Source organism: Microbispora sp. CSR-4 (assembly GCF_008033685.1).
In the GTDB taxonomy this organism is placed as follows: Bacteria; Actinomycetota; Actinomycetes; order Streptosporangiales; family Streptosporangiaceae; genus Microbispora.
Genome location: NZ_VJVX01000037.1, coordinates 60,806 through 87,205, shown reverse-complemented (window position 1 = coordinate 87,205; position 26,400 = coordinate 60,806). Strand labels below are relative to the sequence as shown.

Genomic DNA, 26,400 nt, shown 5'->3' with positions numbered 1-26,400 from the left:
GCTGTTCCTGATGCCCTCCCGGGTGGTGTCTTCTGCTCCGGTCCAGGTCCGCCGGGTGTCGCTTCCGACAGTCCCGGCGTCCCCGGCGCCTGCGTCGCGCGGGAGCAGCGCGCCTCGCCGCAGCACCGGCACGTGCCCTGGCCATGCCGGTAGTCCCCCGCAGGCCGAGGCCCGGCGTGGGTGTGAGGCGCGGAGGCGTCCTCGGGCGGAGGATCCGGCCGCGCTGTCTCCGAAGGCGCCGCCTCCGAAGGCGCTGCCTGCGATGATTGTGCGTCCGAAGCCGTCGCGCCCGAAGGTGCTGTGTCCGAAGGTGCAGCGTGCGAAGGTGCAGTGTGCGAAGGTGCTGTGGGCCCATGCTCGCCACCGTCGGCTGGGCATGCTGACGCGTGCCGGGTGGCGTGCGGTGCTCTTGCCTGAGTCGCGGCGCGGTCGCCGTCTCTGCCCTTGCCGAGCGCGGTCTCGTCGCGCTCGGCAGGGCGGGTGCTGATGGTCTCGTCGCCCTTGGGGGAGGCGGCGTTCGCGGTGTGGTCGCCCTCGGCAGTGGCGGTGTTCACGGTGTCGCGCGGCTCGCACTCGCCGGGCCGCCGCTCGCCGGGCCGCCGCTCACCGGCCCCAGGCTCACCGGTCCCGCGCTCACCGGCTCCACAGCCGCGAGACTCCCCGTCGCGAAGCCCGCTCGTGGCATAGGGGGAGTCGGTTGAGGAGTCGGTGCTTTCGGCGTCGCCGTCGCAGTCGCCGGTGGCAACGGTCTCGTTCGGGGCCTCGGGGTTTCCGGTCGCGTGGTGAGCGTGGCCGCTGAGGGCGCTGTCGCTGAGGTCCGCGAGGTCGTCGCTGACGTCGTCGGCCTCGGCGGGTGCAGGGGCGGTGTCATCGGCGCTCCCGGCACCGGCATCCGCCTCGGCCTCAGCTTCGGCAGTGTCGAACTCCTCCGGGATGTCGGGGTCGTCAGCGCCGCCCGCAGCGCCGGGGTCGCCCAACGCGCCGGAAACGGCGTCATCGGCCCGGCTCAGGTCGTCGGCGCTTCCGGTGGCGTCGGGGGCGTAGGCGTTGGTGTCGTCGGCGCTCTCCGCACCGGCATCTGCCCCGGCCTCGCCGGGAGCAGAGTCGCCCGTGTCGTCCCGGCCTTCCCCGAAGCCCTCGGCGTCCCGCGTGTCGTCGACGTGGTCGGCGGTGTCGTCGGCCTGGCTCGGCTCGTCAGTGGTCCCGGCGGTGTCGGGAAGGTAGTCGCTGGGCGCGCTGTCGCCGAGGTCTACGAGATGGTCGCTGACGTCGTCATCGGCGGCAGGGGCAGCGGTGTCTTGGGGGGCCGGGTCGGCGGGGTATGGGTTGTCGTCGGTGGGGTCGGGGGGGTCGGTGGGGTGGGTGGGGTCGGTGTCGTCGGCGGCGGGGTCGGCGGGGTCTTGGGTGGCCGGGTCGGTGTCTTCGGTAGCCGGGTCGGCGGTGGGGTCGGTGGTTTCGGGGTCGGTGGGGAGGGATTCGGCGCTGACCACGACGAGGAGCTCAGCGGCGATCTTCTGCTCCAGCAGGGCGATCAAGGCGTCCGCCTGACGTACCGTCAGCGGGCGGTCATCCCCCTGCGCCCTCAGCTTGGCGTACGCCTGCAACAACGTCATCAACCGGGCGCCGGCCTCACGCGGCAGGTAGAACTCTCCTTCCACGCCGCCGCCCTTGCCCGGGCGGACCCGCAGGAACCGCCTCCCGTAATCGGCCCGCTCATCCCGCTCTTCCCCATCGGGGTCCAGCACCGCCCGCAGATGGCGGCCGGCCTTGGCGACCTCCGCCGCCCCCGCTTTACTGGCCAGGTCCACCAGGATCGGCTCCGCCAGGCCGGCTTGCTCGTCGGTTAGTCCGGCGACGGCGGCGCAGATGGCCTCCACCACCCCGGCCGCCAGCTCCCCTGTGGCGAACTTCTCCCGCACGGTGGGGAGGCGGGGCAGTTCCGCGCCGAGGGTGAGCAGGCGGCCCGCGCCGCCCACGGTCATCCCCCCACTGGTGCGCAACCAGCAGCGGGTGGAGGCATGGCCGTGCTGTTTGGCCTGCCCCGCTCGGTGGACCCGGCCGACGCGGTCGGCCAGGGCGCTGGTGATCCGGTCGCGGGCGAACAGCAGCTCCTCCGCCTCGGCCAGGCACATGTCCACGTCGTCGGGAAGCGGGGTCAGCGCCAGCTCTTGGGCCACCTCACGAACCGACCCCACCACCACCCACGACGACCGCACACGACCCCGACCACGACCACGACCACGACCACGGCCACGATCACGCCCACCCACACCGCCGGAAGCACCCGCACCCGCACCTGCGCTCGCACCCGAGCCAGAGCCGGCCGCGCCAGCGCCATCCGCGCTAGCGCCGGAGCCATTCGCACCGGCGGGAGCCGCGTCCTCGGCAGTCTCACGGGCGGCATTCGCGCCAGCGCCGTTCGCGCCACCCACATTCGCACCGGCGAATGCCGCACTGTCGGCGGCCCCACGCGCGGCGTTCGCGCCAGCGGCGTCCGCACCGGCGGCAGCCGCACGATCGGCAGCCCCACGGGCGGCACCCGCGTCAGATCCCGCGCTGTCGGCGGTCCAACACACGGCGTTCGCGTCAGCGCCGTCCGTGCCAGCACCGCTCATGCCAGCGGCATACGTACCGGTGGCCGCCCCACTCGTGGCATCCGCGCCGTCGCTATCTGCCCTGTCGGTATGCGTGCCTGGGGCGTCCGCGCTCGGGTCGTCCACGCTCTCGACAACAGATGCGTCGGCGCGCTGCCGGGGCCCGAAGTTGATGATCGGGAAGGGATCGCGGGCGGACGAGCCATCGGACGACCACAGTGGGGAATTGGCGATCAGACGGTCCCACCACTCACCGTCGGCATCGTTCGAATGACGAAGGCGCTCAGGATCAAAGTCGAACAGATCCACCACACCCTCCTCGCTCGATTCGAACTGATGTATGGATTCTCTCACACTCTGTGAGCGAGTGACAACCGTGCGAAGCGAAGGGTTGGAGCCTCAGATCGCCGAGGGAAAGGGGGCGTCGGCCGCCTAGCTGGTCAGCGTTCAGCGGATAGGGGGCCGACGGAGACCTGCTGTACAGGGTGCTGAGAGGTGCCGGGCGGCGGCCGGCATGGGGCGCAGGTGGGCGGCTCGGGGTCGATTACTGGCCGATCGGTCAAAAGCTGGCCGATCGGTCAGTTAGGGTGTCCGCATGGCACGTTCCGCAACCACCACGCGGGCGGACATCCTGGACTCGGCCGTGCGGCTGTTCGCCGCGCACGGCTTCCGCGGCACCTCCCTGCAGGACATCGCCACGGACGCGGGCTGCTCCAAGGCGTCCTTGCTCTACCACTTCACGAACAAGGACGCGATTCTCACCGAGCTGCTGGCCCCCGTCGGGCCGGAGTTCGCCGCGCTGGAGGAGAGGATCGCCGGGCTCGACGGCGAGGAGGCGGCCCGTGCCGCCGTCGCCGGGCTCGTCGACCTGTCGCTGCGCTTCCGGCTGCAGGTGAAGATCCTGCTGCAGGACGTCGACGCGCTGATCAACCGGCCGGAGCTGCCGGACGTGGACGGCCTGACCGAACGGCTGGCGGACGCCCTGGCCGGCCGCTCGGCCGCCCCCCAGGCCCGGGTCTGGGCCTGGATGGCCATGCTGGGGATCATCCTGACCAGCGCCAGCGAGCTCGCGCTCCCCGACGAGACGCTGCGCGCGGAGCTGACCCGCGGTGCGTCGCGCACGCTCGGCCTGCCGGCCGACTGACCTCCCGAAGAAAGAGATCTGCTGTGGCAACCCTGCTGTACCGGCTGGGCCGGTTCTCCTTCCGCAGACGCGGGCGCGTGGCCGCCGTGTGGCTGCTGCTCCTCGTGGTCCTGGGCCTGGCCGCCGCCGCGTTCCACGGCCCGACCGGCGACAAGTTCGCCATGCCCGGCACCGAGTCGCAGCGGGCGCTGGACGCCCTGGCCAAGGAGTTCCCGCAGGCCAGCGGTGCCACCGGCACCATCGTCGTCGCCGCTCCGCAGGGCCGGAAGCTGGACCCGGCCGAGGTCGCACCGGTGGTCAAGGAGGCCGCCGGCATCCCCGGCGTCGTCGCCGCCCTCGACCCCTTCAAGTCCGGCGCCGTCTCCGCCGACGGCCGCTACGCCCTGGTGCAGGTGCAGTTCGACCGCGGGGCCAAGGACGTCACCGAGGCTCAGCGCGCGGCGTACCTGAAGGCCGGCTCATCGGCCAAGGGGCTGCGGGTCGAGCACGGCGGCGAGGTCCTGAACGCCGCGCCGGAGGTGGGCGGGTCCGAAGGGATCGGCGTCGTGATCGCCGCGGTGGTGCTGATCGTCACCTTCGGCTCGCTGGTCGCCGCCGGGATGACCCTGCTGAACGCGCTGATCGGCGTGGGGGCCGGCATGGGCGGCCTGTTCGCGCTCAGCGGCCTCGTCGAGCTGACCTCCGTCACGCCGGTGCTGGCGCTGATGCTGGGCCTGGCCGTCGGCATCGACTACTCGCTGTTCATCCCCTCCCGCTACCGCCAGTTCCTGGCCGAGGGCGTGGCGCCGGAGGAGGCCGCGGGCCGGGCGGTCGGCACGGCCGGATCGGCCGTCGTGTTCGCCGGGGCCACCGTGGTCATCGCGCTCGCCGGTCTGTCGGTGGTCGGCATCCCGTTCCTGAGCGTGATGGGCCTGGCCGCCGCCGGCACCGTGGCCGTCGCCGTGCTGGTCGCCCTCACGCTGCTGCCCGCCTTCCTGTCGTACGCCGGGGCCCGGGTGCTGCCCCGCAAGCAGCGCACCGGCGAAAACGCGGACGCGGGCGGCCGGGGCTTCGGCCACGCCGGCTTCGGACACGCCGGCTTCGGACACACTTGGGGGCGGGTGGTCACCCGGCTGCGCGTGCCGATCCTGCTGGCCGGGGTCCTCGGCCTCGGCGCGCTGACGCTGCCCGCCCAGGACCTGCGGCTGGCCCTGCCCGACGCGGGCACCGCCGCCCCGGGCACTCCGGCTCGCGAGGCGTACGACCTGACCAGCGAGGGGTTCGGCGAGGGCTTCAACGCCCGCCTGATCGCCGTGGTCACCGCCGCCGACCGCGCGGCCACGACGGCCGCCGCCGGGGAGGCCGCCAAGCTGATCCAGCAGACCCCCGGTGTGCTGGCCGTGGCCCCGCCGCAGCCGAACGCCGCCGGCACAACCGCGCTGCTGACCATCATCCCCAAGGCCGGGCCCACCGCCGCGGCCACCGAGGACGCCGTGCACGCCATCCGCGCCAAGGTCGCCACGATCGGCGGCGCGGAGATCGCCGTCACCGGCGCGACGGCCGTGGGCATCGACGTGTCCGACAAGCTCGCCGACGCCATGCCGGTCTACCTGCTGCTGGTGGTCGGCCTGTCGGTGCTGCTGCTCATGCTCGTCTTCCGCTCGATCCTGGTGCCGGTGAAGGCGGCGCTGGGTTTCCTGCTCACCGTCGGATCGACCTTCGGCATCACCGTGTGGATCTTCCAGGAGGGTCACCTGGCCGGTCTGCTGGGCGTGGACGTGCCGGGCCCGCTGGTGAGCTTCCTGCCGATCCTGCTCATCGGCATCCTGTTCGGCCTGGCCATGGACTACGAGGTGTTCCTGGTCTCGCGGATGCGCGAGGACTACGTGCACGGCGACACTGCCCGCCAGGCGACGATCAACGGCATGGGGCACAACGCGCGGGTGGTCACCGCCGCGGCGCTGATCATGACGGCGGTGTTCGGCGGGTTCGTGTTCATGAACGACCCGATCATCAAGTCGATGGGCTTCGCGCTGGCCGTCGGTGTGCTCGTGGACGCCTTCGTGGTCCGGATGACCCTCGTCCCCGCCGTGATGTCCATGCTCGGCCGCGCCGCATGGTGGCTGCCCCGCGTCCTGGACCGGGCGCTTCCCGACCTCGACGTCGAGGGCGAGCGGCTGCGTCATCACCTCACCACCCGCGCCGCCGTCGAGCCGGAGCGCGCCCTGTTGTAGGAGCGGGGGTGTCGTAGAGGGCGCCGGGGGCCGGAGGTCCCGCCCCTGCGGGACCTTCGATGCTCGTACGGCACGGCGGGGAACGATGTGATGGAGGGACCGGACGAGGGGAGGGCGTCATGATCGTCGTGGGTGTCGACGGCTCACACGCCGGCATGGAGGCCGTCTGCTGGGCGGCCCGGGAGGCCGCCCTGCGCGGCGTCCCCTTGCGCATCGCCAACGCCATCCCCGCCTGGGCGTGCTCGACCGCCCAGCAGGGCCCGTACACGGACGTCGCCGCGTGGATGCGCGACGGCGCGGCCGCCGTGCTCGGCGCCGCCGCCGAGCGGGCCCAGGCGGAGGCGCCCGGGGTGCCGATCGACACCGCGATCCTGGCCGGCGACCCGCGCCCGGCGCTCGTCGAGGCTGCCATGGAAGCCGATCTCCTCGTGGTCGGCAACCACGGGCTCGGCGGCTTCCGCGGCCTGCTGCTCGGCTCGGTCGCGTACGGCGTGGTGGGTCACGCCCCGTGCGACGTGGTCGTCGTGCGGGAGGTGCCCTCCGCGCCGCGGCCGGAGATCGTGGTGGGCATCGACGCGTCGCCCGCGTGCGGCAAGGTGCTCGACTTCGCCTTCGCCGAGGCGGCGTTGCGCGGGACCGGCGTGCGGGTGGTGCACGCCTACAGCCCGCTGGAGGGGGGCGGCGGCTTCGCGCCGCTCCCCGACGACTTCGACGAGGAGAAGGTCGAGGTGCGGATGGTCAGGGAGGCCGTCGCCGGCCGCCGTGAGCTCTACCCCGACGTCAAGATCGTCGAGGAGGTCGTCCGGGGACATCCGGTGGACGTGCTGCGGCAGGCGTCGGCGGGCGCCGACCTGCTCGTCATCGGCTCCGCGGGGCGCGGCGGGTTCACCGGCCTCGTCCTCGGGTCGGTCTGCCAGGCCATGATCCACCACGCGACCGGCCCCATGGCCGTCGTCCGCACCTCGGCGTCCACCGGCTGAGCGGTCCGTGCCGAACCCCGCAGCCTTGAAGAACAGAGCGCCCCGAACAGAGCGCCCCGAAGAACAGAGTGGCCCGGAAATGCCGAACGCCCCCGGCGGGCCCGGTTCGTCCGGGCCGCCGGGGGCGGTTGCCGGCGCCCTACGCGCTCTTGCGTCGCTGCTCGCGCAGAATGGCGAGACGCTCGTTCAGCACCTCTTCGAGGTCCTCGATCGAGCGGCGCTCCAGCAGCATGTCCCAGTGGGTCCGCGGGGGCTTCGCCTTCTTCTGCTGAGGCTGCTCAGCGTCCACCCGCAGTGCCGGGCTGCCGCAGTGACGGCACTCCCAGGTCGTGGGAATCTCGGCCTCGACGGCGAGCGGAACGGTGGTGAGATGGCCCTTCGGGCACGTGTAGGACACCTCCTGGCGCGGGGCCAGGTCGGTGTTGCGGTCGTTCTCGTAGCTGGTCGCGCCGAGCCGGGTACCGCGAAGTGCACGCTCGCCCATAGTCTTTAAGCCTCCTGAGGTCCCCGCCTTCGAGGGGTTCGTTCGCCACCGCGTACAACGCCTGATACCGTGTGTGGATTCCCAGCGGAGACCTGATCCAATCGCGCTTTTTCCGTCCCACTGGTCTCAGATGTGGTCGGGCACCTGGTTCCCCGCCTCACGGATGGCCCGGGGAAGGTTGACAACGCTGAGCAGGACGAATCCGAGGACGAAGAACACCACCAGCGAGACGATCGCGGTGCGGTAACTGTCGGTGACCTGGAGCGCCAGTGTGAGCACCAGCGACCCGAGGAACGCCGACCCCTTGTCGCTGATCTGGTAGAGGCTGAAGTATTCCGCTTCCCGGCCGGGCGGGATCACCAGGGAGTACATCGAGCGCGACAGCGCCTGGGTGCCGCCCATGACGATCGCGATGGCGAAGGCGATCGCGTAGAACTGGACGGCCGAGCCCTTCTGCAGGAAGTAGGCCACGCCCACGACGACCGTCCACACCACCAGGCTGGCCAGCACCGTGCGCTTGGTCCCGAACCTCAGCGCGAGCCGTCCGAGCCCGAGCGCGCCGCCGACGGCGATGAACTGCACCATCAGGATCGCGCCGATCTGGTGCGTCTGGCCCAGGCCCAGCTCCTGGTCGGCGTACGTGGCGGAGAAGCTGATCACCGTCTGCACGCCGTCGTTGTAGACCAGGTAGGCCGCGAGGAACAGCAGCGTGCGGGGGTAGCGCCGCAGGTCGGCGATCGTACGGCCGAGCTGGCGGACGCTGCCCGCCACGGCCCGCACCGCGGTCGCCTCGTGGACGGGCACCCGCCGGTTGCGCAGGCGCAGCATCGGGATCAGGGTGAACGCGCCCCACCACAGGCCCGCCGACGCCAGGCTGATCCGCACCGCCAGGCCCGTCTCGATGTCGGCGAACAGGTAGATCACCAGGTTGAGCGCGAGCAGCAGGCCGCCGCCGAGGTAGCCGAAGCCCCACCCCCTGCTGGAGATCTCGTCGCGTTCCTCCGCCCCGGCGATCTGTGGCAGGAAGGAGTCGTAGACCACGCGCGCCGCGCCGAAGGTCACGTTGGCGATCAGGAACAGCGCGCCGCCGAGCAGGTAGGCGTCACCGGACACGAAGTAGAAGCCGAGCGTGGCCACCACGCCCAGGTAGGCGAAGACCCCCAGAATCTGCTTCTTGCGGCCGGTGTGGTCGGCCAGCGCGCCGACCACCGGCATGATCACGATCTGCAGCAGCACCGAGATCGTCACCATGGTGGTGAAGTACGCCTTGGGCCGCAGGTCGAGGCCGAGGAACGCCACGAAGCCGCCCTCGCCGCCCGCCGCGGTCGTGGCGATCGTGGTCAGGTACGGCCCGAGGAAGACGGTCAGGACGGTCGTCTGGAACGCGGAGTCCGCCCAGTCGTACCAGTACCAGCCACGTTGCTCGCGCCGCCGCGTGCCGGGGGTCTCCTCGTGGACGACCTGGGGAGCGGTCATGGTCTCTCCTCACGGGGGTGGAGCGTCGCCGGGGGCCGGGAGGTCGGCGCAGGCCGGTTTCGTCAGGGGACAGGGTCGGTGAGCCGGGGGACAGACGGCGTCAGCGGGGTGGTCCGGGCCGGGCGGGATGGTCCGTGGTCACGGCTCAGCCGGGCGGGGGTGCCACTGCCCGCGCGACTTGAGCACGTCGCGCAGGCCGCTGATGTTGTCCGTCATGATCCCGTCGACGCCGAGATCGAGCAGGTGGGCCATGGTCACCGGGTCGTTCACCGTCCACACGTGCACCTGCATCCCGATCGCGTGCGCGGTGCGCACGAGGGCGCGGGTGGTCACCCGCAGGCCGCGGAACCCGATCGGCGCCTGCGCACACGGCACGCCCGCCCGGGCGAGCCCGGACAGCAGCCGGCCGTACCCGCCTCCCATCGCGGCCGTACGCAGGGCGGCCAGGCCGCGCGGGCCGAGCGAGAAGCAGACCTCCCGGTCGATCGCCCGCCGGGCCCGGGCCAGCCGCGCGTCGGAGAACGAGGTCAGGCACACCCGGTCGTACGCGCGGGTGCGTCGGATCGCCTGGGCCAGCGGCGCGATCGCGGCGCTCTCCTTGACGTCGATGTTGAACCGTACGTCCGGCCAGGTGCCGAGCAGGTCTTCCAGCAGCGGGATCTCGTGCCGGCCGCCGATCCTGGCCTCGCGCACCTCACGGTAGGGCATCCGCGAGATGCGGCCGGTGCGGTCGGTGACCCGGTCGAGGGTGTGGTCGTGGAACGCGAGGAGGACGCCGTCGGCGGTCGCGTGCGCGTCGGTCTCCAGGTAGGTGTAGCCGAGCTCGACCGCCCGGGAGAAGGCGGCCATGGTGTTCTCGCGGGCCTCCGCCGCTCCGCCTCGATGCGCGAAGGCGAGCGGTCCGGGGTGGTCGAGGAACGCGAAACGGCGATGCACGAGAGGAGTATGCCGGGTTCCGGCGAAACAGTCAGCGCGCCAAGGTGAACATTTGCGTCACAAGAGTCCATTGTCATCTTCGGGGCGGAAGTTCCGCTTCACCGTGTCGCGGTTCACTCCGGGTCCGGCGGGGCCTGTACGGTTCGATCTTCCGGCAGGAGATCGGCCAGATGAGCGGTCATGTCGTCGATCGTCGGGTGGTCCCAGGGCATGGTCGGCTCGACCAGCACGCCGACCGTCTCCTCCACGTCGACGCACAGGCCGAGCGCGTGGACCGAGTCCAGGCCGTACGTGCGGAGCTTCACCGTCGGGTCGATATCGGCGGGCGGCAGGCCGAGATAGGCGGCCACCCGCTCGATCAGCCATCGGCGCAGGGCATCGGGGGACATCGGAGCGGAGGCGGCGCTCATGCGACGGTCTCAAGCAGGTCGTTGACCGCGGGTTCGAGTTCGGCGTGCAGCGGGGTGAGGCGGCCGCTGAGGAACAGCTCCCGCATGTGCCGGCGGCGGAGCTTGCCGCTGGTGGTCTGCCGCACCGCGCCACGAGGCACCAGCAGCAGGCTCAGCGGGATGCCGAACTCCCGCGTCACCCGATCCATGATCCGGTCGGCCGCTTCGCCGAGGTCGCCCGGCTGTCCCCGCCGCATCTCCTGGACCAGGACGACGTGTTCCCCGCCGTCGTGGCGTCGTACGCCGAAGGCGGCGCTGCGGCCCGCGGCCGGGTTGGCCTGTGCGGCGGCCTCCTCCAGGTCCTGCGGGTAGAGGTTGCGGCCGTTGACGATGATCACATCCTTGATCCGCCCGGTCACGTAGAGCTGGCCGTCGAGCAGGAACCCCAGGTCGCCGGTGCGCAGCCAGCGGCCGTCGCCCGAGTGGAAGCCTGCGTGGAAGGTCGCGCGGGTCTCCGCCGGGCGGCCCCGGTAGCCGAGGGCGACGCTGGGGCCGCAGACCCAGATCTCCCCGATCTCGCCGTCGGCGAGGGGCCGGAGGCCGTCCGGATCGACGATCCGCAGGTCGAGCCCGGAGACCGGCCCGCAGGCGACCAGGGGCGTCCCCTCGGGCGCCGGGACCGCCCGGTGCCGTTCCAGCGCGGCGGGATCGAACCGCCGTACGGTCACGCCCTGCCCCTGCGGCACGCAGGTGACCATCAGGGTGCACTCGGCCAGGCCGTAGCCGGGATTCCAGGTGGCCGGCCGGAAGCCCGCCGGTGCGAACCGCCGCTCGAACGCGGCGAGCGTGGCGGCCCGGATCGGCTCGGCTCCGCTGATGGCCATCGCCAGCGTGGACAGGTCGAGCCCGGCGAGCTGCTCGTCGGTGATCCTTCGGGTGCACCAGGCGTACCCGAAGTCCGGCGACACGGTCCAGTCCGCGCCGTACCGGGTGATCAGCTCCAGCCAGCGCACCGGCCGCGCGACGAACGCGCCGGGCGACATGAACACCAGGTCGGCGCCCGCGTGGAGCGCCTGGAGCTGGAGGCCGACCAGGCCCATGTCGTGGTAGTGCGGCAGCCACCCGGCCAGCCGCCGCAACGGCCTGCGGGCCAGCAGCCGGAACAGCTCCAGGTTGTGCAGCAGGTTGCCGTGCGAGACCTCGACGCCGCGCGGGTCGCTGGTCGAGCCGGAGGTGTACTGCAGGTAGGCGAGGGTTCCTGCGGACATGGCCGGCGGGGCCCAGGCGTCCGGATCGGCGGGGGCGGTGTCGGGCACGCGGGCCGAAAGATCGGACAACCCGGACGCGTGCGCGTGATCGGTCAGGACCAGCCGCGCGCCGGCGTCCCGCATCAGCGTCCGTACGCGGTTCGCATGGGGTGCGCCCACGTCCGGCAGGGGAGCGGGGATCGCCGGCACCCGGGCGTAGAGACAGCCGAGGAACGCCACCGTGAAGTCGAGCCCCGCCGGGTAGAGCAGCAGCACCGGCTCGTCGGTCAGGCCGTGTGCGGCGAGCCACACGGCGGTGGCGCGCGCCCGCCGGTCCAGCTCGGTGAAGGTGAGCCGGTCCGTGCCGCCGTCGTCCCGCACGAAGACGAACTCGCGATCGTCGCTGACGCGGTTCCGTACGTGTGTCACGAAATCGGTCATTCGGGCAGTCCCTCCCGTACGTACCAGGAGACGAGCCGGTCGAGGGTCGCGGGAGTGACGGCGGGTGGGGCCATCGCGTGCCGCCACGCGAAGTCGTAGTGGTGCCGGAAGTAGGTCGCGGTGTATTTGGCCCGCATGTTGACCACCGCCTCGAACCGGCCGAACGGCCTGTCGCGGATCTCTTCGGTTGTGGCGGCGACCAGTTCGATCGGCAGGCGGGCGTTGATCACCTCGAACAGGTCGCGCACCCGCACGGTGGCTCCGTTCACCACGTGGGAGACCGGGGACGGCCGGGCGGCGGCGGCGAGCGCGACCAGCCGGGAGACCGTCGTGTCGACGGGGGTCAGATGGAGGTTGGCGTCCGGGTGGCAGGGCAGGCGGACCCGTTCCCCCGGCGTGCGCCGGGCGAAGAAGGCGATCACCCGGAGGAAGTCGTACAGGCCGTAGTCGGTCAGCGCCCGCCCGGTGCGGGAGTGCCCGACCATCACGCCCAGCCGGGCCACCAGGGCGGCGCCCTCGCGGACGGACCGCGACCGGGCCAGCGCGATCTCCGCCTGCCGTTTGGAGTATTCGTAGAAGTTCCGGAACCGGTCCGGCGGGGCCTGCGACGGCCAGTCCTCGGGCACGGGGCCCTCGGTGTCGAGCCCGCACTGGTAGGCCGTCCCGACGAGGATGTAGCGCGAGCCGGGCCGGGCGTGCCGCTCGTACGTGGCCAGCGCGTTGGCCGATCCCGCGACGTTCACGTCCAGGAGCTCCTCCTCGCGGCGTGGGAAGAAGGTGACGAGCGCGGCGACGTGCCAGTAGACGCAGGGCTCGGCGAAGACCTCGGTGACCGGGAGGCCGAGGTCCGGCTCGTCCAGCGCCAGCCCGCGCACCCGCAGGCGTCCCGCCGGGGACTCGTCGAGGCCGAGGCAGCGCAGCGCGTCCGCGACCCGGCGGCGCACCACCTCGGCGGACGCGCGAGCGAGGGCGATCACCTCCTCGCCCCGGGCCAGCAGTGTGCCGATGAGATGAGAGGCCACGAAGCCGTTGGCCCCGTCGATCACGTGAACCCGCACCACGGCACCTTCCCACAAGAGGTAGCGGAAGGTAAAGTCACGATCGCTCACAGTGACACCAGGGAGGGTGCATGCTCAACGACCTGCAGCAGCGCAAGCTGGCTCATCTGTTCACGCTTCTGGACGTGGACGACGACGGGACCGTCGACAAGATGGACTACACCGCCTCGGCCGACCGGCTGGTGAACGCGTTCGGGTTCGCACCGGGCTCCACGGAGTCGCGGCGGGTCCGGGAGCGGTACGCGAGGCTGTGGGACGAGGTGACCCTGCCCATGGACGCCGACGGGGACGAGCGCGTCGAGCTGAAGGAGTTCACGGCCGGGTTCTACCGGTTCGTCACCCAGCCCGGCACGGGCTACCACACTCATATCGCGCCGGTCGCCGACGCCTTCTACGACCTGATGGACACCGACGGGGACGGGCGGATCACCCGGATCGAATACCTGCGGATGGCCGAGAGCGCCTTCCGCCTGTCGGAGGCGAACGCCGCCGTCGCGTTCGAGCGTCTCGACCTCGACGGCAACGGCTCACTGAGCCGGCAGGAGCTGCACGTGGCCAACGAGCAGTTCTTCCGCAGCCCCGACCCGGAATCTCGCGGCAACTGGCTGTTCGGCCCGCTCCCCGCGCTGGGCTGACCGCCGTACGGCGGTCCGGGGCGCGGAGCGAGGCCCGGGCCCTTGAAGGCGCGCGACTTTCAGGCGCGTGGCGGGGCTCGCGACTTCGAAAGACACGCGGTGAGGCTCGCGGCCGGCGCGGGCCGCGGGCCTCACCGCCTGGCGCGCCCGGGGCTGGACGCCGGCTATCCGGCCGCCGACGCCCACTCCTGCCGCCGGGCCTCCGCCATCGAGATGGCCGCGGCGACCGCCACGTTGACCGAGCCGACCCTGCCGACCTGCGGGATGTAGGCCACCGAGTCTGCCGCCTCCAGGCAGGCGGGGGAGCAGCCGTGGTCCTCGCTGCCGAGCACCAGGCAGACGTCGCCGCCGAGCTTGGCCTCGTGCAGGGGAACGGCGTCGCCGGTCAGCTCGACCGCGACCACCCGGAAGCCGTCCTCCCTGGCGGCGCGTACGGCCTCGGCGACCGGGACCGGCTCGTGCCACTCGACCAGCCGGTCGGTGCCGAGCGCGGTCTTCTGCGCCTTGGGATTGGAGGGCGGGGTGGCGTTGCCGGCCAGCCAGATCGTCTCCACGCCGAAGGCGGCGGCCGTACGGAAGATCGATCCGATGTTGAACGGACCGGTCACCGATTCGAGGATCAGCGCGAGACGGCCCTCGGTGTTGCGGCGCCAGGTGCGGTTGAGCCGTTTGACGTCGGTCGGCTTGAGCTGCCTGCGCGGGTTGGGAGTGCTCATCGGGCGGTCATCGCTCCTGAATTTCTGCGGTGCGGGCGTCGACCCGCAGGACGCGGTAGGCCGACCGGGAGGCCAGCCGGGACGTGGGCCAGCCCCGGTCGCCCAGCCAGCGCTGCAGGGAGTCGGAGCCGAGGTGTTTCTGCACGACCAGATAGGCGCTGCCGTCGGGGGTGAGCCGGTCGAGCCACCGGGTCAGCATCTCGTGGAGCGCGGCCTTGCCGATCCGGATGGCAGGATTCGACCAGATGGCCCGGAACCTGACGTCCTCGGGCATCTCGTCAGCATGCACCGACCTTACTTTGTCAAGGCCGGCGCTCGCGGCGTTCCGCGCGCACAGCTCCACCGAACGCCGGTTCACGTCGACGGCCCACACCGTGGCCTTCGGCGCCCGTGAGGCCATCGTCAGCGCGATGGGCCCGTAGCCGCAGCCGAGGTCGAGCAGGTCGCCCTCGGCCGGGGGCGGCGGGACGGTCTCCAGCAGCACCCGCGTCCCCGGGTCGACGCGTTCGGGGGAGAACACCCCGCGGTCGGTCTCCAGCCGCAGGTGCAGATCCGGGAGGACCAGCGCGACCGAACCGGGCCGGCTGGCCGCCTGGGGACTCTCCTCGAAGTAATGGGCCACGTGCCCAAACGTACCAACGCCGGAGACCGGTGATCTCCGCGCCTGCGGGGGCGCTGCCGCCGGGATCGTGCCGTGTGCGGTCAGGGGATGCGGGCGCCGAGGAGCATCGCCGCGACTGCGGCCAGCAGGCCCGCGACGATCGCCGCGACGAGGAACCGCTGGGTGATCTCCTGGTGCACCACCTTGTAGCCGAGCGAGGTGCCGATCTGTGTGTACACGTCGCGCAGCTCGCTGCCCGACTCCGCGGTGTACGCCCGGCCCCCGGTGCCGTCCGACAGCGACTTCAGCGTGGTCTTGTTCACCGGCACCTGCACCGCCCGGTTGTCGATCGTCACCGTGCCGTCGGGCGTGCCGTACGCGATCGTGGAGACCGGCACCTTCGCGCTGACCGACGCCTCGATGGCCTCGTTGACCGAACGCCCGGAGGTGTTGTCGCCGTCCGACAGCAGCACGATGGCCGACGGGGGCGGATCGGTGACCGCCCGCTGGTCGAACGACCTGATCGAGTCGAGCGAGTTGAACACGGCCTCGCCGATCGCCGTGCCGGGCCGGGTGGTCAGGCTGGAGATCGCGGTGTTCACGGCCGCGTGGTCGGTGGTGGGGGAGATCACGACGGCGGCCGATCGGGCGAAGGCCACCACGCCGACGTTGAACCGCTCGGGCAGGTCCTTCACGAACTGCTGGGCCGCCTGCTTGGCCGCGACGAGCCGGCTGGGCGGGACGTCCGCCGACTCCATCGACAGCGACACGTCCACGGCGACCATGATGGTGGCGCGGTCGCGGGGCACCCTCACCTCGCCCGCGGGCCGGGCCGCGCCGAGGACCAGCAGGCTCATCATGACGAGGAACAGCACGGCCGGCACGTGCCGCCGCCAGGTGGGCCGCTCGGGCGCCACCAGCGACAGCAGCGCGAGGTTCGTGAAGCGCACGGTGTAGCGGCGGCGCGCGAACTGCGCCGCGACGTACGCCGCGACCAGCGCGGCGACCAGGACGAACAGCCAGAGCCACCCGGGGGCGAGGAAGGTCATGCGCCCGCCTTCCTGTTCGCGGCGCGGCGCAGCAGATGGGAGGCCCGCCGCTGGCGCAGCACGAACTCGGCGATGTCGAAAACCCAGTCGCGGTCGGTGCGCAGCACCAGGTGGGCCGCCCCGGCCCGGCGCAGCGCCGCCCGGGTGTCCTGCCGTTGACCGGCCGCCGCCTCGGCGTACCGCTGTCTGAGCGACTGAGACAGGTGGACGCCGCGCGAGCGCCCGGTCTCGGGGTCGGCGAGGGTGACGAACCCGACATCGGGCAGTTCCAGCTCGCGGGGATCGATGATCTCCACGGCGAGCACCTGGTGGCGCGCGGCCAGGCGGCGCAGCGGCGGCTCCCAGGAGTCCGGCGAGTCGAGGAAGTCGGAGACGATCACCCGCAGCCCGCGCTTGCGGTGCGCCGTCGCCATCATCTCCAGAGCCTCCCCGAGGTCCACCGCGCCCTGCGCGGGCGGCGCGCTCAGCAGCGAGTTCAGCAGAGCGTACAGCCGGGGCCGGCCCGGCTTGGCCGGATAGCGGTGCACGTCGTCGCCGTACAGGATGTAGGCGCCGAACCGGTCGCCCACCCGGCCGGCCAGGATTCCGATCGCCCCGACGGCGCTGATGACGAGGTCGCGCTTGGACATGTCGACCGTGCCGAACTCCATGCTGGCCGACAGGTCGGCCACCGCCCAGGTCTCCAGCTCCCGGTCGGCGATCAGGTCGCGCACGTGCGGCACGGTCGTGCGCGCCGTCACCGCCCAGTCCATGCGGCGTACGTCGTCCTCGCCGGGCACGTACACGCGGCTGTCGCCCTGCTCGCTGCCCGGCCCGGGGATCAGGCCCTGGTGGCGGCCCTGCAGCAGCCCGTCGAGCCGCCGTACCACCGTCAGCTCCAGCCGCCGCAGCGCCTGGTCGGGGTTCGCCCCGCTCATCGCATGCCCTGGTTCCACACGACGAGCGGCGGCGGCACCGCCTGCAGCACCCGGCGTACGACGTCGTCGGGGTTCACCTCGTCGGCCAGCGCGTCGAAGGTGAGCATCAGCCGGTGGGACATGACGTCGACCGCCACGTCGCGGACGTCGTCGGGCAGCAGGTAGTCGCGCCCGCGCAGCAGGGCCAGGGCCCGCCCGGCCGCGATCAGGCCCAGCGTCGCCCGGGGGCTCACCCCGATCTCGATCGTGTCCTGCAGGTCGGCCAGGCCGTAGTCCACCGGGGCGCGCGTGGCCATGACCAGCCGTACGACGTAGTCGGCCACGAGCTGGTGCACCGAGACCTCCTCGGCCAGGTCCTGCAGCCGCACCAGCGTGGCCGGGTCGAGCACCGGCCTGGGCACGGGCGGGCGCACGCTCATCCGCTGCAGGATCTCCAGCTCCTCGTGCGCGCTCGGGTGGGACACGCGCACCTTGAACAGGAACCGGTCGCGCTGCACCTCGGGCAGCGGGTAGACGCCCTCCGACTCGATCGGGTTCTGCGTCGCCAGCACGATGAACGGCCGGGGCAGCGGGTGGGTGCGCCCTGCGAGCGTGACCTGCCGCTCGGCCATCACCTCCAGCAGGGCCGACTGCACCTTCGCCGGAGCGCGGTTGATCTCGTCGGCGAGCAGGAAGTTGACGAACACCGGCCCGAGCTCGACGTCGAACCGCTCCGAGCTCGGGTGGTAGACGCGGGTGCCGACGATGTCGCTGGGCACCAGGTCGGGGGTGAACTGGATGCGGGCGAACGTGCCGCCCACGACGGTGGCCAGCGTCGAGGCGGCCAGCGTCTTGGCGACCCCCGGGACGCCTTCGAGCAGGCAGTGCCCACGGGCGAGCAGCGCCACCAGCAGCCGCTCCACCATGTGGTCCTGGCCGACGATCACTCGCCGGACCTCGGCCAGCGCCTCCCGCAGGGCGTCCAGCCGCGCTTCGCCCTCCTCCTGCTCCGTCACGCCCTCGCCGGGCTCCGGGTCACTGCGTTCATCGGCAACGGTCATGCTCGTTATTCAATCGTGACTCGGCTGGAGAATCCATTTCTCTCCCATTTGCCCGTCCCGGCGCGTGCCACACCCCCTGACGCGCCCGTGTGTTTTCATGTGGGTGATGGTGACTCCGCTGCAGTACGGCGATCCGCCCCACGTGGGGCCGTTCGCGCTGCAGGCGCGTCTGCAGACGGCCCCGGCCGGGCTCGTCTACCTGGGCCAGGCGCCGGACGGACGGGTGGTGTCGGTGGCCGTCCTGTCCAGCGGCGCCGCCCTCGACGCCGCCGCAAGGGACCGGTTCGTCACCGCGATCAAGGAGGCGCAGAGCAACGCGGCCAGGCAGGCACAAGGCTGGATGGGCGTACGCGGGTGGGGCGCCTCCCTGGTCGACCGGGTGCGCGGCCGGGTGCCCCCCGACACGCCTCCCGTGCTGGCGATGCAGGGCGGTCCCGCGCCCTGGGTGGCCGTGCCGTACGTGCCGAACGGGCCGGGGGCCGAGCGGTTCCTCGACCCGGTCCCCGTGTCCGGCACGCTGATCGGGCGGCGGCACGGGCCCGACTTCGCGCACTACTGGCTGGGCGACCGCACTCCCGCGCTGCCCGCCCCGCCCGCGCCGCCCCCGCCGCCGGTGGCCACCCGGCGCGCGGTCGTGCTCGCCTCGACGCTGCTGGCCACGCTCGTGCTCGCGCTGCTGCTGGTCACCTGGATGCTGCTGTTCCGCAGCGAGGAGGACCCGGAGCCGCCCCGGCCGCTGCCGAACACGCAGTTCGTGCCCACTCCGCCGCCCGAGCCCGCCTCGCCCGAGCCGCAGCAGCCCACTCCCGGCCCGTCCGGCAGCGGCGACGGCAGCGAGAGCCCCTGGCCGGACGAGCTCTTCGACGGCCGCGGCCCCATCTGACGCACCCGTCAGGCGCTGGTGAACACCAGCGACGCGTTGTGCCCGCCGAAGCCGAAGGAGTTCACCAGCCCGGCCGTCCATCGGCCGCTGCGCGGCGCGCCGGCCACCAGGTCGAGCTTCACCTCCGGGTCCGGGACGTCGAGGTTGCGGATCGCGGGGATCACCCCGTCGCGGAGGCCGAGCACGGTGGCGATCGCGCCCAGCGACCCGGCCGCGCCGCACAGGTGACCGGTCATCGACTTGATCGCGGTGACCGCCGGGTGCGTGCCGATCGCCTCGGCGATCGAGGCGTTCTCGGTCAGGTCGCCCGTGGGGGTCGAGGTGGCGTGGGCGTTCACGTAGCCCACGTCGAGCGCGTCCAGATCGGCGTCGGCAAGGGCGAGCCGCATCGCGCGCGCCTGCCCCGCCGCGTCGGCTGCGGTGATGTGGTGGGCGTCGGAGGTGACCCCGGCGCCGGCGAGGGCGGCGTGCACCCGGGCGCCGCGGGCGGCGGCGAACTCCTCGCGTTCCAGCACCACCAGCGCGGCACCCTCGCCCAGCACGAAGCCGTCGCGCCCCACGTCGAACGGCCGCGACGCCTCCTGCGGCGCGTCGTTGCGCTGGGACACGGCCTTGGCCTGGGCGAACCCGGCCAGGGTCAGCGGGTGGACACACGCCTCCGCGCCGCCCGCGATCACCACGTCGGCGCGCCCGAGCCGGATGAGGTCGAGGCCCATCGCGATCGCCTCGGCGCCGGTGGCGCACGCGCTCACCGGCGTGTGCGCGCCTCCGCGCGCGCCGAGCTCGATGCTGACCACCGCCGCCGGTCCGTTGGGCATCAGCATCGGCACCGTGTAGGGCGAGATCCGGCGCGGCCCCGACCTTTCGAGGATCTCGTTCTGCGTCAGCGTGGTGAGGACGCCGCCGACCCCTGTGCCGATCACCACGGCGAGGCGCTCGGGCTCGACACCGGGCGCGCCCGCGTCCGCCCACGCCTCCCGCGCGGCGACCAGCGCCGCCTGCTGGCAGCGGTCGAGCCGCCGCGCCGCCACCCGGCCCAGCACCTCGGCGGGGTCCACCTGCAGCCGGCCGGCGATCCGTACGGGCAGGCCCTCGGCCCAGTCGTCCTCGATCAGGCGGATGCCCGACCGTCCTTCCAGCAGGCCCGCCCAGGTGGCGGCCACGTCCCCGCCGAGCGGCGTGGTGGCGCCCAGCCCGGTGACCGACACCCGCGTCCTGATCCCGTCTCCCATCGACGACCCCCTGCTCTGTGCTGGCCGCACCGGCTCGTTCTCCATCGCTGTGCGCTTTCCGGTCCTCACGCTGCCGCAGCGCCACCATTTCGGTCAGGCGTGATGATCAACCAAAAAGCCGCGGAAGATTTGTGGATGCCGTGCTGCCCGCCCCCGCTCGGCACCGGTCCGTGGTCCGCCTGCCGTGAAGCGGCGTGCGAATCTCGTGGACGTCTCTTTAAAGGGCAATAGGCTCGGATACGTCGCTATACGTCGAAAAGATAAGGGAGGCCCGTAATTGGTGATCATCGCTCAGGAGACGGCGTTCGACGAGGCGGAGGTGTTCGAGCTCTACGACTCGGTCGGCTGGCACCCATGGACGCGCGATATCGCTCGGGTGTGCCGGAGCCTGGCCAACTCGCACCTGGTCATCACCGCCAGAGACGAGTCGGGCCGACTGCTCGGCCTGGCACGGACGGTGTCCGACGATGAGATCGTCTGTTATGTGCAGGAGCTGCTGGTCAATGCCCGGCACCACGGCAAGGGCGTCGGCCGCCGGCTGCTGGAGCACCTCAAGGACCGGTACGCGCATTGCCGCTACTTCGTCCTGACCACCGACCACGAATCCACTTCGGAAGGCCCCGCCAACCACGCCTTCTACCGCCGCCTCGGGCTGATCGAGCACCACGAGCAGGGCCTGTCGGCCTTCGGCCTGCGGGTGCGCGACCCGCGGAGCCTCTAGGCCCTCCGGGCGCGTTCGCGCAGGAGCTCGACACGTACCTGGCTGTGCTGCCGGGAGGTGCCGGCGCGCCGTCGAGGAACCTTCGCCGGGCCGATCAGCCGGCCTGGGAGTCTCCTGGCAGGTCGCCCGGCAGGTCGTCCGGCCACACGCGCCCGGCGAGCCGGCCGCGCGGTCCCGGGACCCCACGTCGATGATCATCCGGTCGGCGACGAGGCCCTTGGTCTCGTCGAACGGACCTTCGGTCACCGGCGGGCGAGGCGCTCACGCTCGGCCCGCCGCCGCACCAGCTCCTCGACCGCGCTCGGCAGGGTCGTCTCGAAGTCGATCAGCTTCGCCCATGTCGGCGTCACCACGATCCTGACCATGCCGTCGTAGAGCGAGCGGACCTCGGCCTCCCATTCGACCCGCTGCTCGGGCGTCATCGTGTACGAGCCGTTCATCTGGAGGTACTCGTCCGGGATACCGTCGACGACGTCCAGTTGGGCCCGGCCGCGGATCAGCAGGATCCTGGGCGGGTGCACCTCGGTGTCGATCGTCAGGGCGACCATCGGGTTCTCGCGCAGGGCCGGGAGCTTCGGAGCGTTCTTCGTGGTGCACATGACGATCTCCGATCCGTTCCAGGTGAACGCGATCGGGACGTTCCGGGGCGTGCCGTCCTTGGCCACGTAGGCCAGCCGGGTCACGTCGCGTGCCAGCAGCTCTCGGCTGATCGGCCGGTCCAGGATCTCGATGATCTCGCTCGCTCGCATAGCCGTCCCTCCAGGGTCGTTGTCGTGATCCACCCCAGGGACGGAGCCGTCGGAGCATTCTCGACATCCGCCGGCCCCCGAATTCCCAACTTTTCCGGTGCCCACCGCCATGATAGCCCAGCCACACCGCCGAACCGGGCCGCCGCCGGCGTCATCAGGCTCGCGGCGCTTCCCTCGGCCGGTCAGGCCGGGTGAGATTGCGTGCCGTTCCCGCGGTCGCGCCGGGCCACGCGGTTCGTCTTGCATCAGCCGGGCCTGAACGGGGCTCAGCCGGGGGAGACGAAGCCCGACTCGTAGGCGGCGACCACCGCCTGCGTGCGGTCCCGAGCGTTCAGCTTGGTCAGGACGTTGTGCCGCCGCTCCTGCCGCGCCGATGTGATCCGGTGAGGGTCCGCCGACGACTCGCACCGACCTCGTTGCGCACACGCATCTCCAGGACGCGATCGCGGACGCCGGCGTCCACCTCGATGGGGCCCGTGCCGTGCCGGATCGCGTTGGTCAGCGCCTCCTGCGCGACGCGGTAGGCCTCCCGGGAGATCACGGGAGGCACGCCGGACAGGTCGCCGAGCCTCCGGACGACCGGTCTGTCTCCGGTGACGGCGGCGTCGAGCAACGTGGGAAGGTCGTCGAGGGACGGCTCCGGCGAGGCCCGCCCCGCGCCCTCGCGCAGCACGCCGATGACGTGGTCGAGTTCGTCCAGCGCGTTGCGGGCGGAGGTCTCGATCGTCTCCAGCGCGACCCGGGCGGCCGCGGCCTCGAAGGCCCGGATCGGCAGGAGCAGCCCGGTCACGGCCACCGCGGGGAGCACTCCGATGAAGATCAACGGCTGCACCGGCAGCAGCGGATCGCCGGTCGGACGCCACAACGCCGTCGCGACCTCTCCGGCCATCATGTAGGGCATGAGCAGCGCCCCGCCGACGATCAGGCAGGCTCACCTGCGGTAGGTCACGCCGTCGAACAGCGGGGCGAGGACGCGGTTCACGGTCCGATGGTCTCGCACGCGCCGCGAGCACCGTGCCGTACGGTCACGGCTTGTGGACAAGGATCCGCCAGCCGTGTGCGGGCACGAGAGCGGGATCCCCGTCCGCCCCGCCCGCACCGGCGCAGCCGTCCGCCACGGTCAGGCCGGAGACGTCCACCGGGAAGCGGTAGGCGTCGTCGCCGATGTTGAGCAGCGTGACGACGTCCCCCTCCGGTCCCTGGCTGCGCAGCGCGAGGGCTCGGTTGGCGACGTGCTCGGCCTTCGTATGCGCCCGGACCAGCCAGGGGTGCCGGCGGCGCAGGCCGACCAGCCGCTGGTGCAGCCGGTAGACGGGCATGCCGTCCGGCGGCAGGTCGCCCGGGTCGTCGGGGAAGGCGGGCCGGATCGCGTCGTCGCCCCCGGCGCGTTCCTCCTTGAGCCCGAGGAACGCCTGCTCGTCGCCGTAATAGAGGCTCGGCACCCCGCCCACCGTCAGCAGGACGGCCAGCGCGTGCCCCAGGTGACGGGGATCGGTGAGTCTGCTGGCCAGGCGCGTCACGTCGTGGTTGCCGACGAACGTCATCGGCGCGAACACCTCCAGCAGCCGGTTGTGCCGGTCGAGCGCCCAGGCGAGCTCGAAGAAGTTGCCGTCGTTCAGCGAGCTCCAGATGGCCTTCCAGAGCTCGTACTGCGTGACCGAGTCGAGCCCGCCCTCGGTCACGTACGCCGTGTAGTCGCCGTGGATCACCTCGCCGACGAACCAGGCGTCCGGATGCTCCCGCCGCACCCGGGTGACGGCCTCCCGCCAGAAGGCGCGCGGCACCGCGTAGGCCGCGTCGAGCCGCCAGCCGGACGCGCCGCGGTCGAGCCAGTGGCCCATCACTCGTACGACGTAGTCGAGGACGGCGGGCTCCGCGTGGTTCAGCGCCACGAGGTGGTCGTGGCCCTCGAACACGGCGAAGCCGCCCGCGCCGTCACCGGGACGGAACCAGCGGGCGGCGGGGGAGTCCGGCCCCTCCGCGAGCGCCCGCGCGAAGACCGGAAACCCCCTGCCCACGTGGTTGAAGACGCCGTCGAGCAGGACCCGCAGCCCGCGCCGCCGCGCCTGCGCCACCAGGTGGTCGAAGTCGTCGTCGTCCCCGAGCCGGGGATCGACGCGGAAATGGTCCACCGTGTCATATCCGTGCGTCTCGGACGCGAAGATCGGGCCGAGCTGGAGACCGGAACAGCCGAGGTTCACGACGTAGTCGAGCCAGTTCTCCAGACGCCGCAGCCGATGCGAGACCGGCGCTCCCTCGGGCGGCGCCGTCAACGGGGCGCCGGTGAAACCCAGCGGGTAGACATGCCACCAGATCGCGTGGTCGCTCCACGACGTCACATCAGCTCCTCACCGTTCGTCCCTCTGATCACAGTGTCGTCGTCGCCGCCCCCTCCCGCGTCGCCGCCCCCTCCACCCGGGCTGCCCGCCGCCCGATAGGCTCGCTCGTCGGATCCGTCAAATGGATACAAAAAGGGGGAATGGAGCCATATGGGTGCCGGACAGGTGGTGCTCCTGCTTCTCGCCGCCGTGGCCGCCGGATGGGTGGACGCCGTAGTGGGCGGGGGAGGACTGCTCCAGCTTCCGGTGCTGCTGCTGGCCGGTCTCACCCCGGTCCAGGCGCTGGCGACGAACAAGTCCGCCGCGATCTTCGGGACGGGTTCGGCCGCCATCACCTACGCGAGCAAGACGAAGCTCGACCGGGCGGTGGCGGTGCCGGCCGCGGCGCTCGCGGTCGCCTTCGCCGGCCTCGGCGCCGCCTCGGCGGCGCTGCTCGACGCGGACGTGCTGAAGCCGCTGGTGATGGTCGTGCTGCTCGGCGTGGGGGCGTTCGTGACGCTGCGGCCGGGGTTCGGCCGCCTGCCCCACCCGCAGTTGCGTACGGGTGCCCGGGTGGTGACGGGGGTCGCGGTCGCGGGCGTCGGCATCGCCTACTACGACGGCATCGTGGGGCCGGGCACCGGCACGTTCCTGCTCATCGCGTTCACCTCGATCCTCGGGATGGACTTCGTCCACGCGTCCGCCACGGCGAAGGTCGTCAACACCGGCACCAACCTCGGGGCGCTCGTCGTCTTCGCCGCGCAGGGCCACGTGGTGTGGGCGCTCGGCCTGGGGATGGCCGTCTGCAACATCGCCGGAGCGCAGATCGGCGCGCGCATGGCGCTCAACCGGGGAGCGGGGTTCGTCCGCGTCGTCCTGCTGTGCGTGGTTGCCGCCCTGGTCGCCAAGCTCGGGTACGACCAGTTCCTCAGTCGATGAGATCGCCCGACCTGCGAGCCGACGCGATCCCGCGTGTCGTCGCGGCAGCGTCGGCGTGACTGGCAACTCGACCGTGTCTGCCCGGTTTGCGGCGTCAGGGCGCGGCGGGCGTGGGGTCGACCACGACCTTGAGCCCGCGCCGGGACACGGCGGCTGAGAAGGCGTCCGGCGTCGCCGCGAGCGGGAAGCGGTCGGTGACCAGGGACGACACGTCCACGGACCCGTTCTCGACGAGGCGGATCGCCCGGGGATAGGTGAGGTTCATCCGCCGGACCAGCGCGAGCGTGAGGCCCTTGCGCCGGGCCAGCGACGCGGGGAACGACGTGCGGTCCTCGTCGGGGATGCCGGCCAGCACGACCCGGCCGCCGGGCCGCGCCGCGGTCATGGCCGTGCGCACCGCATCGTCGTTGCCCGCCACCTCGAAGGCCACCCGTACGCCGAGGCCGTCGAGCCCGTCGCTATCGGTCCATGCGGCCGGTCCCGCGTCCTCCGGGGACAGGGCGTGGTCGGCGCCGAGCCGCAGGGCGGCCGCGCGGCGGTGCGGCAGGGGATCGACGGCGATCACGGTCGAGGCGCCGGTGAGCCGGGCGAGCTGGATGACCAGCAGCCCGATCGGCCCGCAGCCGACGACGGCGACGGGCGCCCCGAGCCCCACGTGTGCCAGATCCACGGCGTGGATCGCCACACCGAGCGGTTCGAGCATGGCCCCATCCGCGGCGGAGAGCGCGTCGGGCAGCGGGTGCAGCAGGTCGTCGGGCCAGGCGAGATACTCGCGCAGGCCGCCGTCGAGCGTGCCATGCCCGGCGAAGCGGACGTCCGGGCACAGGTTGCCATATCCCGCCGCGCACACCACGCACCGGCCGCAGGGGATGGCGGGATCGACCGCGACCCGCGTGCCGTGACGTGGGCCGCCCTCGATCACTCCGGCGATCTCGTGCCCCACGACGAGCGGATCGTCCAGCACCGCGTCGCCGATGCCGCCCTCGGAATACCAGTGCAGGTCGGAGCCGCACAGGCCGACGGCGGTGACCCGCACGAGGCTCTCGCCGGGCCCGGGCTGTGGGCGAGGTTCCTCGGACAGCCGGATGTCGCCCACCTTGTGCAGCCGGGCTGCCCTCACGGCCTGGTCCCTCGCGTCATCGCCGCTCCCCCTTGATCCGTCCGTTTTCTTGATCGTAACCCCGCGCCCGATCCGGACGTACGGCACCTGCCGCCGCCGGCTCGACGCATCGAGCCGGGTCACGTGTGCTGCGGACGGGCGCGTACGGCCGGGCGGGGCGGTGCTGCGGCCGGCGGCCGGGATGGCCGGGGACGTGCCCGGCGTGCGGTGGGGAAACGGCGGCCCCTCTTCGGTGGAGCTGCGGAGAGCTTCGAGCGGAGATGCGGGAACAGCGGGAACAGCGGGAACAGCGGGAACAGCGGGAACAGCGGGAACAGCGGATGGGAGAGCGCTTTCCCAGAGCGTGAAGCCTGACGGCCGCCCTGTCAAGGCCGGCGCTCAACACCGGGGAAACCCGCAGGTCATCTAGGAGAAACCGAACCGGGCCGGTCGGCCGTGCGGGTGCGGCGGAGGATCGCCCCTTGACACTCTCCGCCTTCCGCGACACTCTCCTGCTTGGAGAGCGCTCTCCAAGCCGA

At 72.3% G+C, this 26,400-nt stretch carries 25 protein-coding genes; 7 read left to right on the top strand and 18 right to left on the bottom strand.

The features are described 5' to 3' along the window. Both FLV34_RS25260 and FLV34_RS25255 read right to left on the bottom strand, forming a co-directional pair. A partial coding sequence (locus FLV34_RS25260) for a DUF222 domain-containing protein (RefSeq protein WP_147944256.1) occupies positions 1-2,177 on the bottom strand: 2,177 nt, incomplete at its 3' end. After that, positions 2,156-2,338, bottom strand: a complete 183-nt coding sequence (locus FLV34_RS25255) for a hypothetical protein (protein WP_187280727.1) — start codon at positions 2,336-2,338, stop codon at positions 2,156-2,158. The genes FLV34_RS25260 and FLV34_RS25255, both read right to left, overlap by 22 nt. An 851-nt stretch (positions 2,339-3,189) precedes the next feature. Here FLV34_RS25255 and FLV34_RS25250 point away from each other — a divergent pair. From FLV34_RS25250 to FLV34_RS25240, 3 genes are all read left to right on the top strand, one after another. Then, positions 3,190-3,738, top strand: a complete 549-nt coding sequence (locus FLV34_RS25250; protein WP_142648804.1) for a TetR/AcrR family transcriptional regulator — start codon at positions 3,190-3,192, stop codon at positions 3,736-3,738. Positions 3,739-3,761: 23 nt separating this feature from the next. Further along, positions 3,762-5,951 (top strand): MMPL family transporter, encoded by a 2,190-nt coding sequence (locus tag FLV34_RS25245; protein WP_147944254.1) that lies wholly within the window; start codon positions 3,762-3,764, stop codon positions 5,949-5,951. A gap of 119 nt (positions 5,952-6,070) precedes the next feature. Further along, a complete protein-coding gene (locus tag FLV34_RS25240; protein WP_147944253.1) occupies positions 6,071-6,931 on the top strand; it encodes a universal stress protein in 861 nt (286 codons plus the stop codon). A 139-nt stretch (positions 6,932-7,070) separates the two neighbouring features. On the opposite strand, the gene FLV34_RS25235 is transcribed toward FLV34_RS25240, so the two are convergent. From FLV34_RS25235 to FLV34_RS25210, 6 genes are all read right to left on the bottom strand, one after another. Continuing rightward, positions 7,071-7,415, bottom strand: a complete 345-nt coding sequence (locus FLV34_RS25235; protein ID WP_030509898.1) for an RNA polymerase-binding protein RbpA — start codon at positions 7,413-7,415, stop codon at positions 7,071-7,073. A 126-nt stretch (positions 7,416-7,541) separates the two neighbouring features. Further along, complete coding sequence (locus tag FLV34_RS25230) at positions 7,542-8,891, bottom strand: MFS transporter (RefSeq protein ID WP_147944252.1); 1,350 nt, start codon at positions 8,889-8,891, stop codon at positions 7,542-7,544. Between the two features lie 138 nt (positions 8,892-9,029). Beyond that, entirely contained in the window at positions 9,030-9,827 is a 798-nt protein-coding gene (locus tag FLV34_RS25225; protein ID WP_221889937.1) for a glycerophosphodiester phosphodiesterase, read from the bottom strand. A 113-nt stretch (positions 9,828-9,940) separates the two neighbouring features. Continuing rightward, positions 9,941-10,237 carry an acyl carrier protein gene (locus tag FLV34_RS25220; RefSeq protein WP_205830452.1) on the bottom strand — a complete coding sequence of 99 codons (297 nt, stop codon included), beginning with the start codon at positions 10,235-10,237 and terminating at the stop codon, positions 9,941-9,943. After that, positions 10,234-11,904, bottom strand: a complete 1,671-nt coding sequence (locus tag FLV34_RS25215; protein WP_147944251.1) for a fatty acyl-AMP ligase — start codon at positions 11,902-11,904, stop codon at positions 10,234-10,236. Before FLV34_RS25215 ends, FLV34_RS25220 begins: the two co-directional genes overlap by 4 nt. Then, positions 11,901-12,962, bottom strand: coding sequence for an SDR family oxidoreductase (locus FLV34_RS25210; RefSeq protein WP_187280726.1), 1,062 nt, complete (start codon positions 12,960-12,962; stop codon positions 11,901-11,903). Before FLV34_RS25210 ends, FLV34_RS25215 begins: the two co-directional genes overlap by 4 nt. Positions 12,963-13,033: 71 nt before the next feature. Here FLV34_RS25210 and FLV34_RS25205 point away from each other — a divergent pair, with 71 nt between their 5' ends. After that, positions 13,034-13,597, top strand: a complete 564-nt coding sequence (locus tag FLV34_RS25205; protein ID WP_142648798.1) for an EF-hand domain-containing protein — start codon at positions 13,034-13,036, stop codon at positions 13,595-13,597. 164 nt (positions 13,598-13,761) lie between these two features. Here FLV34_RS25205 and FLV34_RS25200 read toward each other — a convergent pair whose 3' ends face one another. The 5 genes from FLV34_RS25200 to FLV34_RS25180 all read right to left on the bottom strand — a co-directional run bounded on the left by FLV34_RS25200 (position 13,762) and on the right by FLV34_RS25180 (position 17,920). Further along, on the bottom strand, positions 13,762-14,313 hold the full coding sequence (locus FLV34_RS25200; protein WP_142648797.1) for an RNA methyltransferase: 552 nt from the start codon (positions 14,311-14,313) through the stop codon (positions 13,762-13,764). Between the two features lie 7 nt (positions 14,314-14,320). Further along, entirely contained in the window at positions 14,321-14,935 is a 615-nt protein-coding gene (locus FLV34_RS25195; RefSeq protein WP_147944249.1) for a class I SAM-dependent methyltransferase, read from the bottom strand. Between the two features lie 80 nt (positions 14,936-15,015). Then, entirely contained in the window at positions 15,016-15,963 is a 948-nt protein-coding gene (locus FLV34_RS25190) for a VWA domain-containing protein (RefSeq protein ID WP_147944248.1), read from the bottom strand. Further along, positions 15,960-16,880 carry a DUF58 domain-containing protein gene (locus FLV34_RS25185; protein WP_147944247.1) on the bottom strand — a complete coding sequence of 307 codons (921 nt, stop codon included), beginning with the start codon at positions 16,878-16,880 and terminating at the stop codon, positions 15,960-15,962. Before FLV34_RS25185 ends, FLV34_RS25190 begins: the two co-directional genes overlap by 4 nt. Then, on the bottom strand, positions 16,877-17,920 hold the full coding sequence (locus FLV34_RS25180) for a MoxR family ATPase (RefSeq protein WP_147944246.1): 1,044 nt from the start codon (positions 17,918-17,920) through the stop codon (positions 16,877-16,879). The genes FLV34_RS25185 and FLV34_RS25180 overlap by 4 nt, the downstream gene beginning before the upstream one ends. Positions 17,921-18,026: 106 nt before the next feature. Between FLV34_RS25180 and FLV34_RS25175 the strand changes: the two genes are divergently transcribed. Next, on the top strand, positions 18,027-18,803 hold the full coding sequence (locus FLV34_RS25175) for a hypothetical protein (RefSeq protein ID WP_240971589.1): 777 nt from the start codon (positions 18,027-18,029) through the stop codon (positions 18,801-18,803). A gap of 8 nt (positions 18,804-18,811) precedes the next feature. Here FLV34_RS25175 and FLV34_RS25170 read toward each other — a convergent pair whose 3' ends face one another. Next, entirely contained in the window at positions 18,812-20,035 is a 1,224-nt protein-coding gene (locus FLV34_RS25170) for a beta-ketoacyl synthase (protein ID WP_147944245.1), read from the bottom strand. A gap of 280 nt (positions 20,036-20,315) precedes the next feature. Between FLV34_RS25170 and FLV34_RS25165 the strand changes: the two genes are divergently transcribed. Then, positions 20,316-20,756, top strand: a complete 441-nt coding sequence (locus FLV34_RS25165; protein WP_260617339.1) for a GNAT family N-acetyltransferase — start codon at positions 20,316-20,318, stop codon at positions 20,754-20,756. A gap of 242 nt (positions 20,757-20,998) precedes the next feature. Here the strand turns inward: FLV34_RS25165 and FLV34_RS25160 are convergent, their stop codons facing one another. The 3 genes from FLV34_RS25160 to FLV34_RS25145 form a co-directional block, all read right to left on the bottom strand. Continuing rightward, on the bottom strand, positions 20,999-21,505 hold the full coding sequence (locus tag FLV34_RS25160; RefSeq protein ID WP_142648791.1) for a pyridoxamine 5'-phosphate oxidase family protein: 507 nt from the start codon (positions 21,503-21,505) through the stop codon (positions 20,999-21,001). Between the two features lie 340 nt (positions 21,506-21,845). Beyond that, on the bottom strand, positions 21,846-22,406 hold the full coding sequence (locus FLV34_RS25150) for a hypothetical protein (RefSeq protein WP_142648790.1): 561 nt from the start codon (positions 22,404-22,406) through the stop codon (positions 21,846-21,848). A gap of 124 nt (positions 22,407-22,530) precedes the next feature. Beyond that, positions 22,531-23,844 carry an alpha-amylase family protein gene (locus FLV34_RS25145; protein WP_147944244.1) on the bottom strand — a complete coding sequence of 438 codons (1,314 nt, stop codon included), beginning with the start codon at positions 23,842-23,844 and terminating at the stop codon, positions 22,531-22,533. Between the two features lie 150 nt (positions 23,845-23,994). On the opposite strand from FLV34_RS25145, the gene FLV34_RS25140 reads away from it, so the two are divergent. After that, the gene (locus tag FLV34_RS25140) at positions 23,995-24,762 is read left to right on the top strand and encodes a TSUP family transporter (protein ID WP_142648788.1); all 768 of its coding nucleotides are present in this window, start codon (positions 23,995-23,997) and stop codon (positions 24,760-24,762) included. 94 nt (positions 24,763-24,856) lie between these two features. Here FLV34_RS25140 and FLV34_RS25135 read toward each other — a convergent pair whose 3' ends face one another. Next, a complete protein-coding gene (locus FLV34_RS25135) occupies positions 24,857-25,882 on the bottom strand; it encodes a zinc-binding dehydrogenase (protein WP_147944243.1) in 1,026 nt (341 codons plus the stop codon). Positions 25,883-26,400 lie beyond the last annotated feature (518 nt).

Bases quoted from the DNA above. Each gene is read 5' to 3' on its own strand.
- FLV34_RS25250 (WP_142648804.1), top strand. From the start codon at position 3,190: ATGGCACGTTCCGCAACCACCACGCGGGCGGACATCCTGGACTCGGCC.
- FLV34_RS25200 (WP_142648797.1), bottom strand. From the start codon at position 14,313: ATGAGCACTCCCAACCCGCGCAGGCAGCTCAAGCCGACCGACGTCAAA.
- FLV34_RS25170 (WP_147944245.1), bottom strand. From the start codon at position 20,035: ATGGGAGACGGGATCAGGACGCGGGTGTCGGTCACCGGGCTGGGCGCC.
- FLV34_RS25235 (WP_030509898.1), bottom strand. From the start codon at position 7,415: ATGGGCGAGCGTGCACTTCGCGGTACCCGGCTCGGCGCGACCAGCTAC.
- FLV34_RS25180 (WP_147944246.1), bottom strand. From the start codon at position 17,920: ATGACCGTTGCCGATGAACGCAGTGACCCGGAGCCCGGCGAGGGCGTG.
- FLV34_RS25215 (WP_147944251.1), bottom strand. From the start codon at position 11,904: ATGACCGATTTCGTGACACACGTACGGAACCGCGTCAGCGACGATCGC.
- FLV34_RS25140 (WP_142648788.1), top strand. From the start codon at position 23,995: ATGGGTGCCGGACAGGTGGTGCTCCTGCTTCTCGCCGCCGTGGCCGCC.
- FLV34_RS25150 (WP_142648790.1), bottom strand. From the start codon at position 22,406: ATGCCCTACATGATGGCCGGAGAGGTCGCGACGGCGTTGTGGCGTCCG.
- FLV34_RS25190 (WP_147944248.1), bottom strand. From the start codon at position 15,963: ATGACCTTCCTCGCCCCCGGGTGGCTCTGGCTGTTCGTCCTGGTCGCC.
- FLV34_RS25220 (WP_205830452.1), bottom strand. From the start codon at position 10,237: ATGAGCGCCGCCTCCGCTCCGATGTCCCCCGATGCCCTGCGCCGATGG.
- FLV34_RS25185 (WP_147944247.1), bottom strand. From the start codon at position 16,880: ATGAGCGGGGCGAACCCCGACCAGGCGCTGCGGCGGCTGGAGCTGACG.
- FLV34_RS25255 (WP_187280727.1), bottom strand. From the start codon at position 2,338: ATGGCGCTGGCGCGGCCGGCTCTGGCTCGGGTGCGAGCGCAGGTGCGG.
- FLV34_RS25175 (WP_240971589.1), top strand. From the start codon at position 18,027: ATGGTGACTCCGCTGCAGTACGGCGATCCGCCCCACGTGGGGCCGTTC.
- FLV34_RS25240 (WP_147944253.1), top strand. From the start codon at position 6,071: ATGATCGTCGTGGGTGTCGACGGCTCACACGCCGGCATGGAGGCCGTC.
- FLV34_RS25160 (WP_142648791.1), bottom strand. From the start codon at position 21,505: ATGCGAGCGAGCGAGATCATCGAGATCCTGGACCGGCCGATCAGCCGA.
- FLV34_RS25205 (WP_142648798.1), top strand. From the start codon at position 13,034: ATGCTCAACGACCTGCAGCAGCGCAAGCTGGCTCATCTGTTCACGCTT.
- FLV34_RS25230 (WP_147944252.1), bottom strand. From the start codon at position 8,891: ATGACCGCTCCCCAGGTCGTCCACGAGGAGACCCCCGGCACGCGGCGG.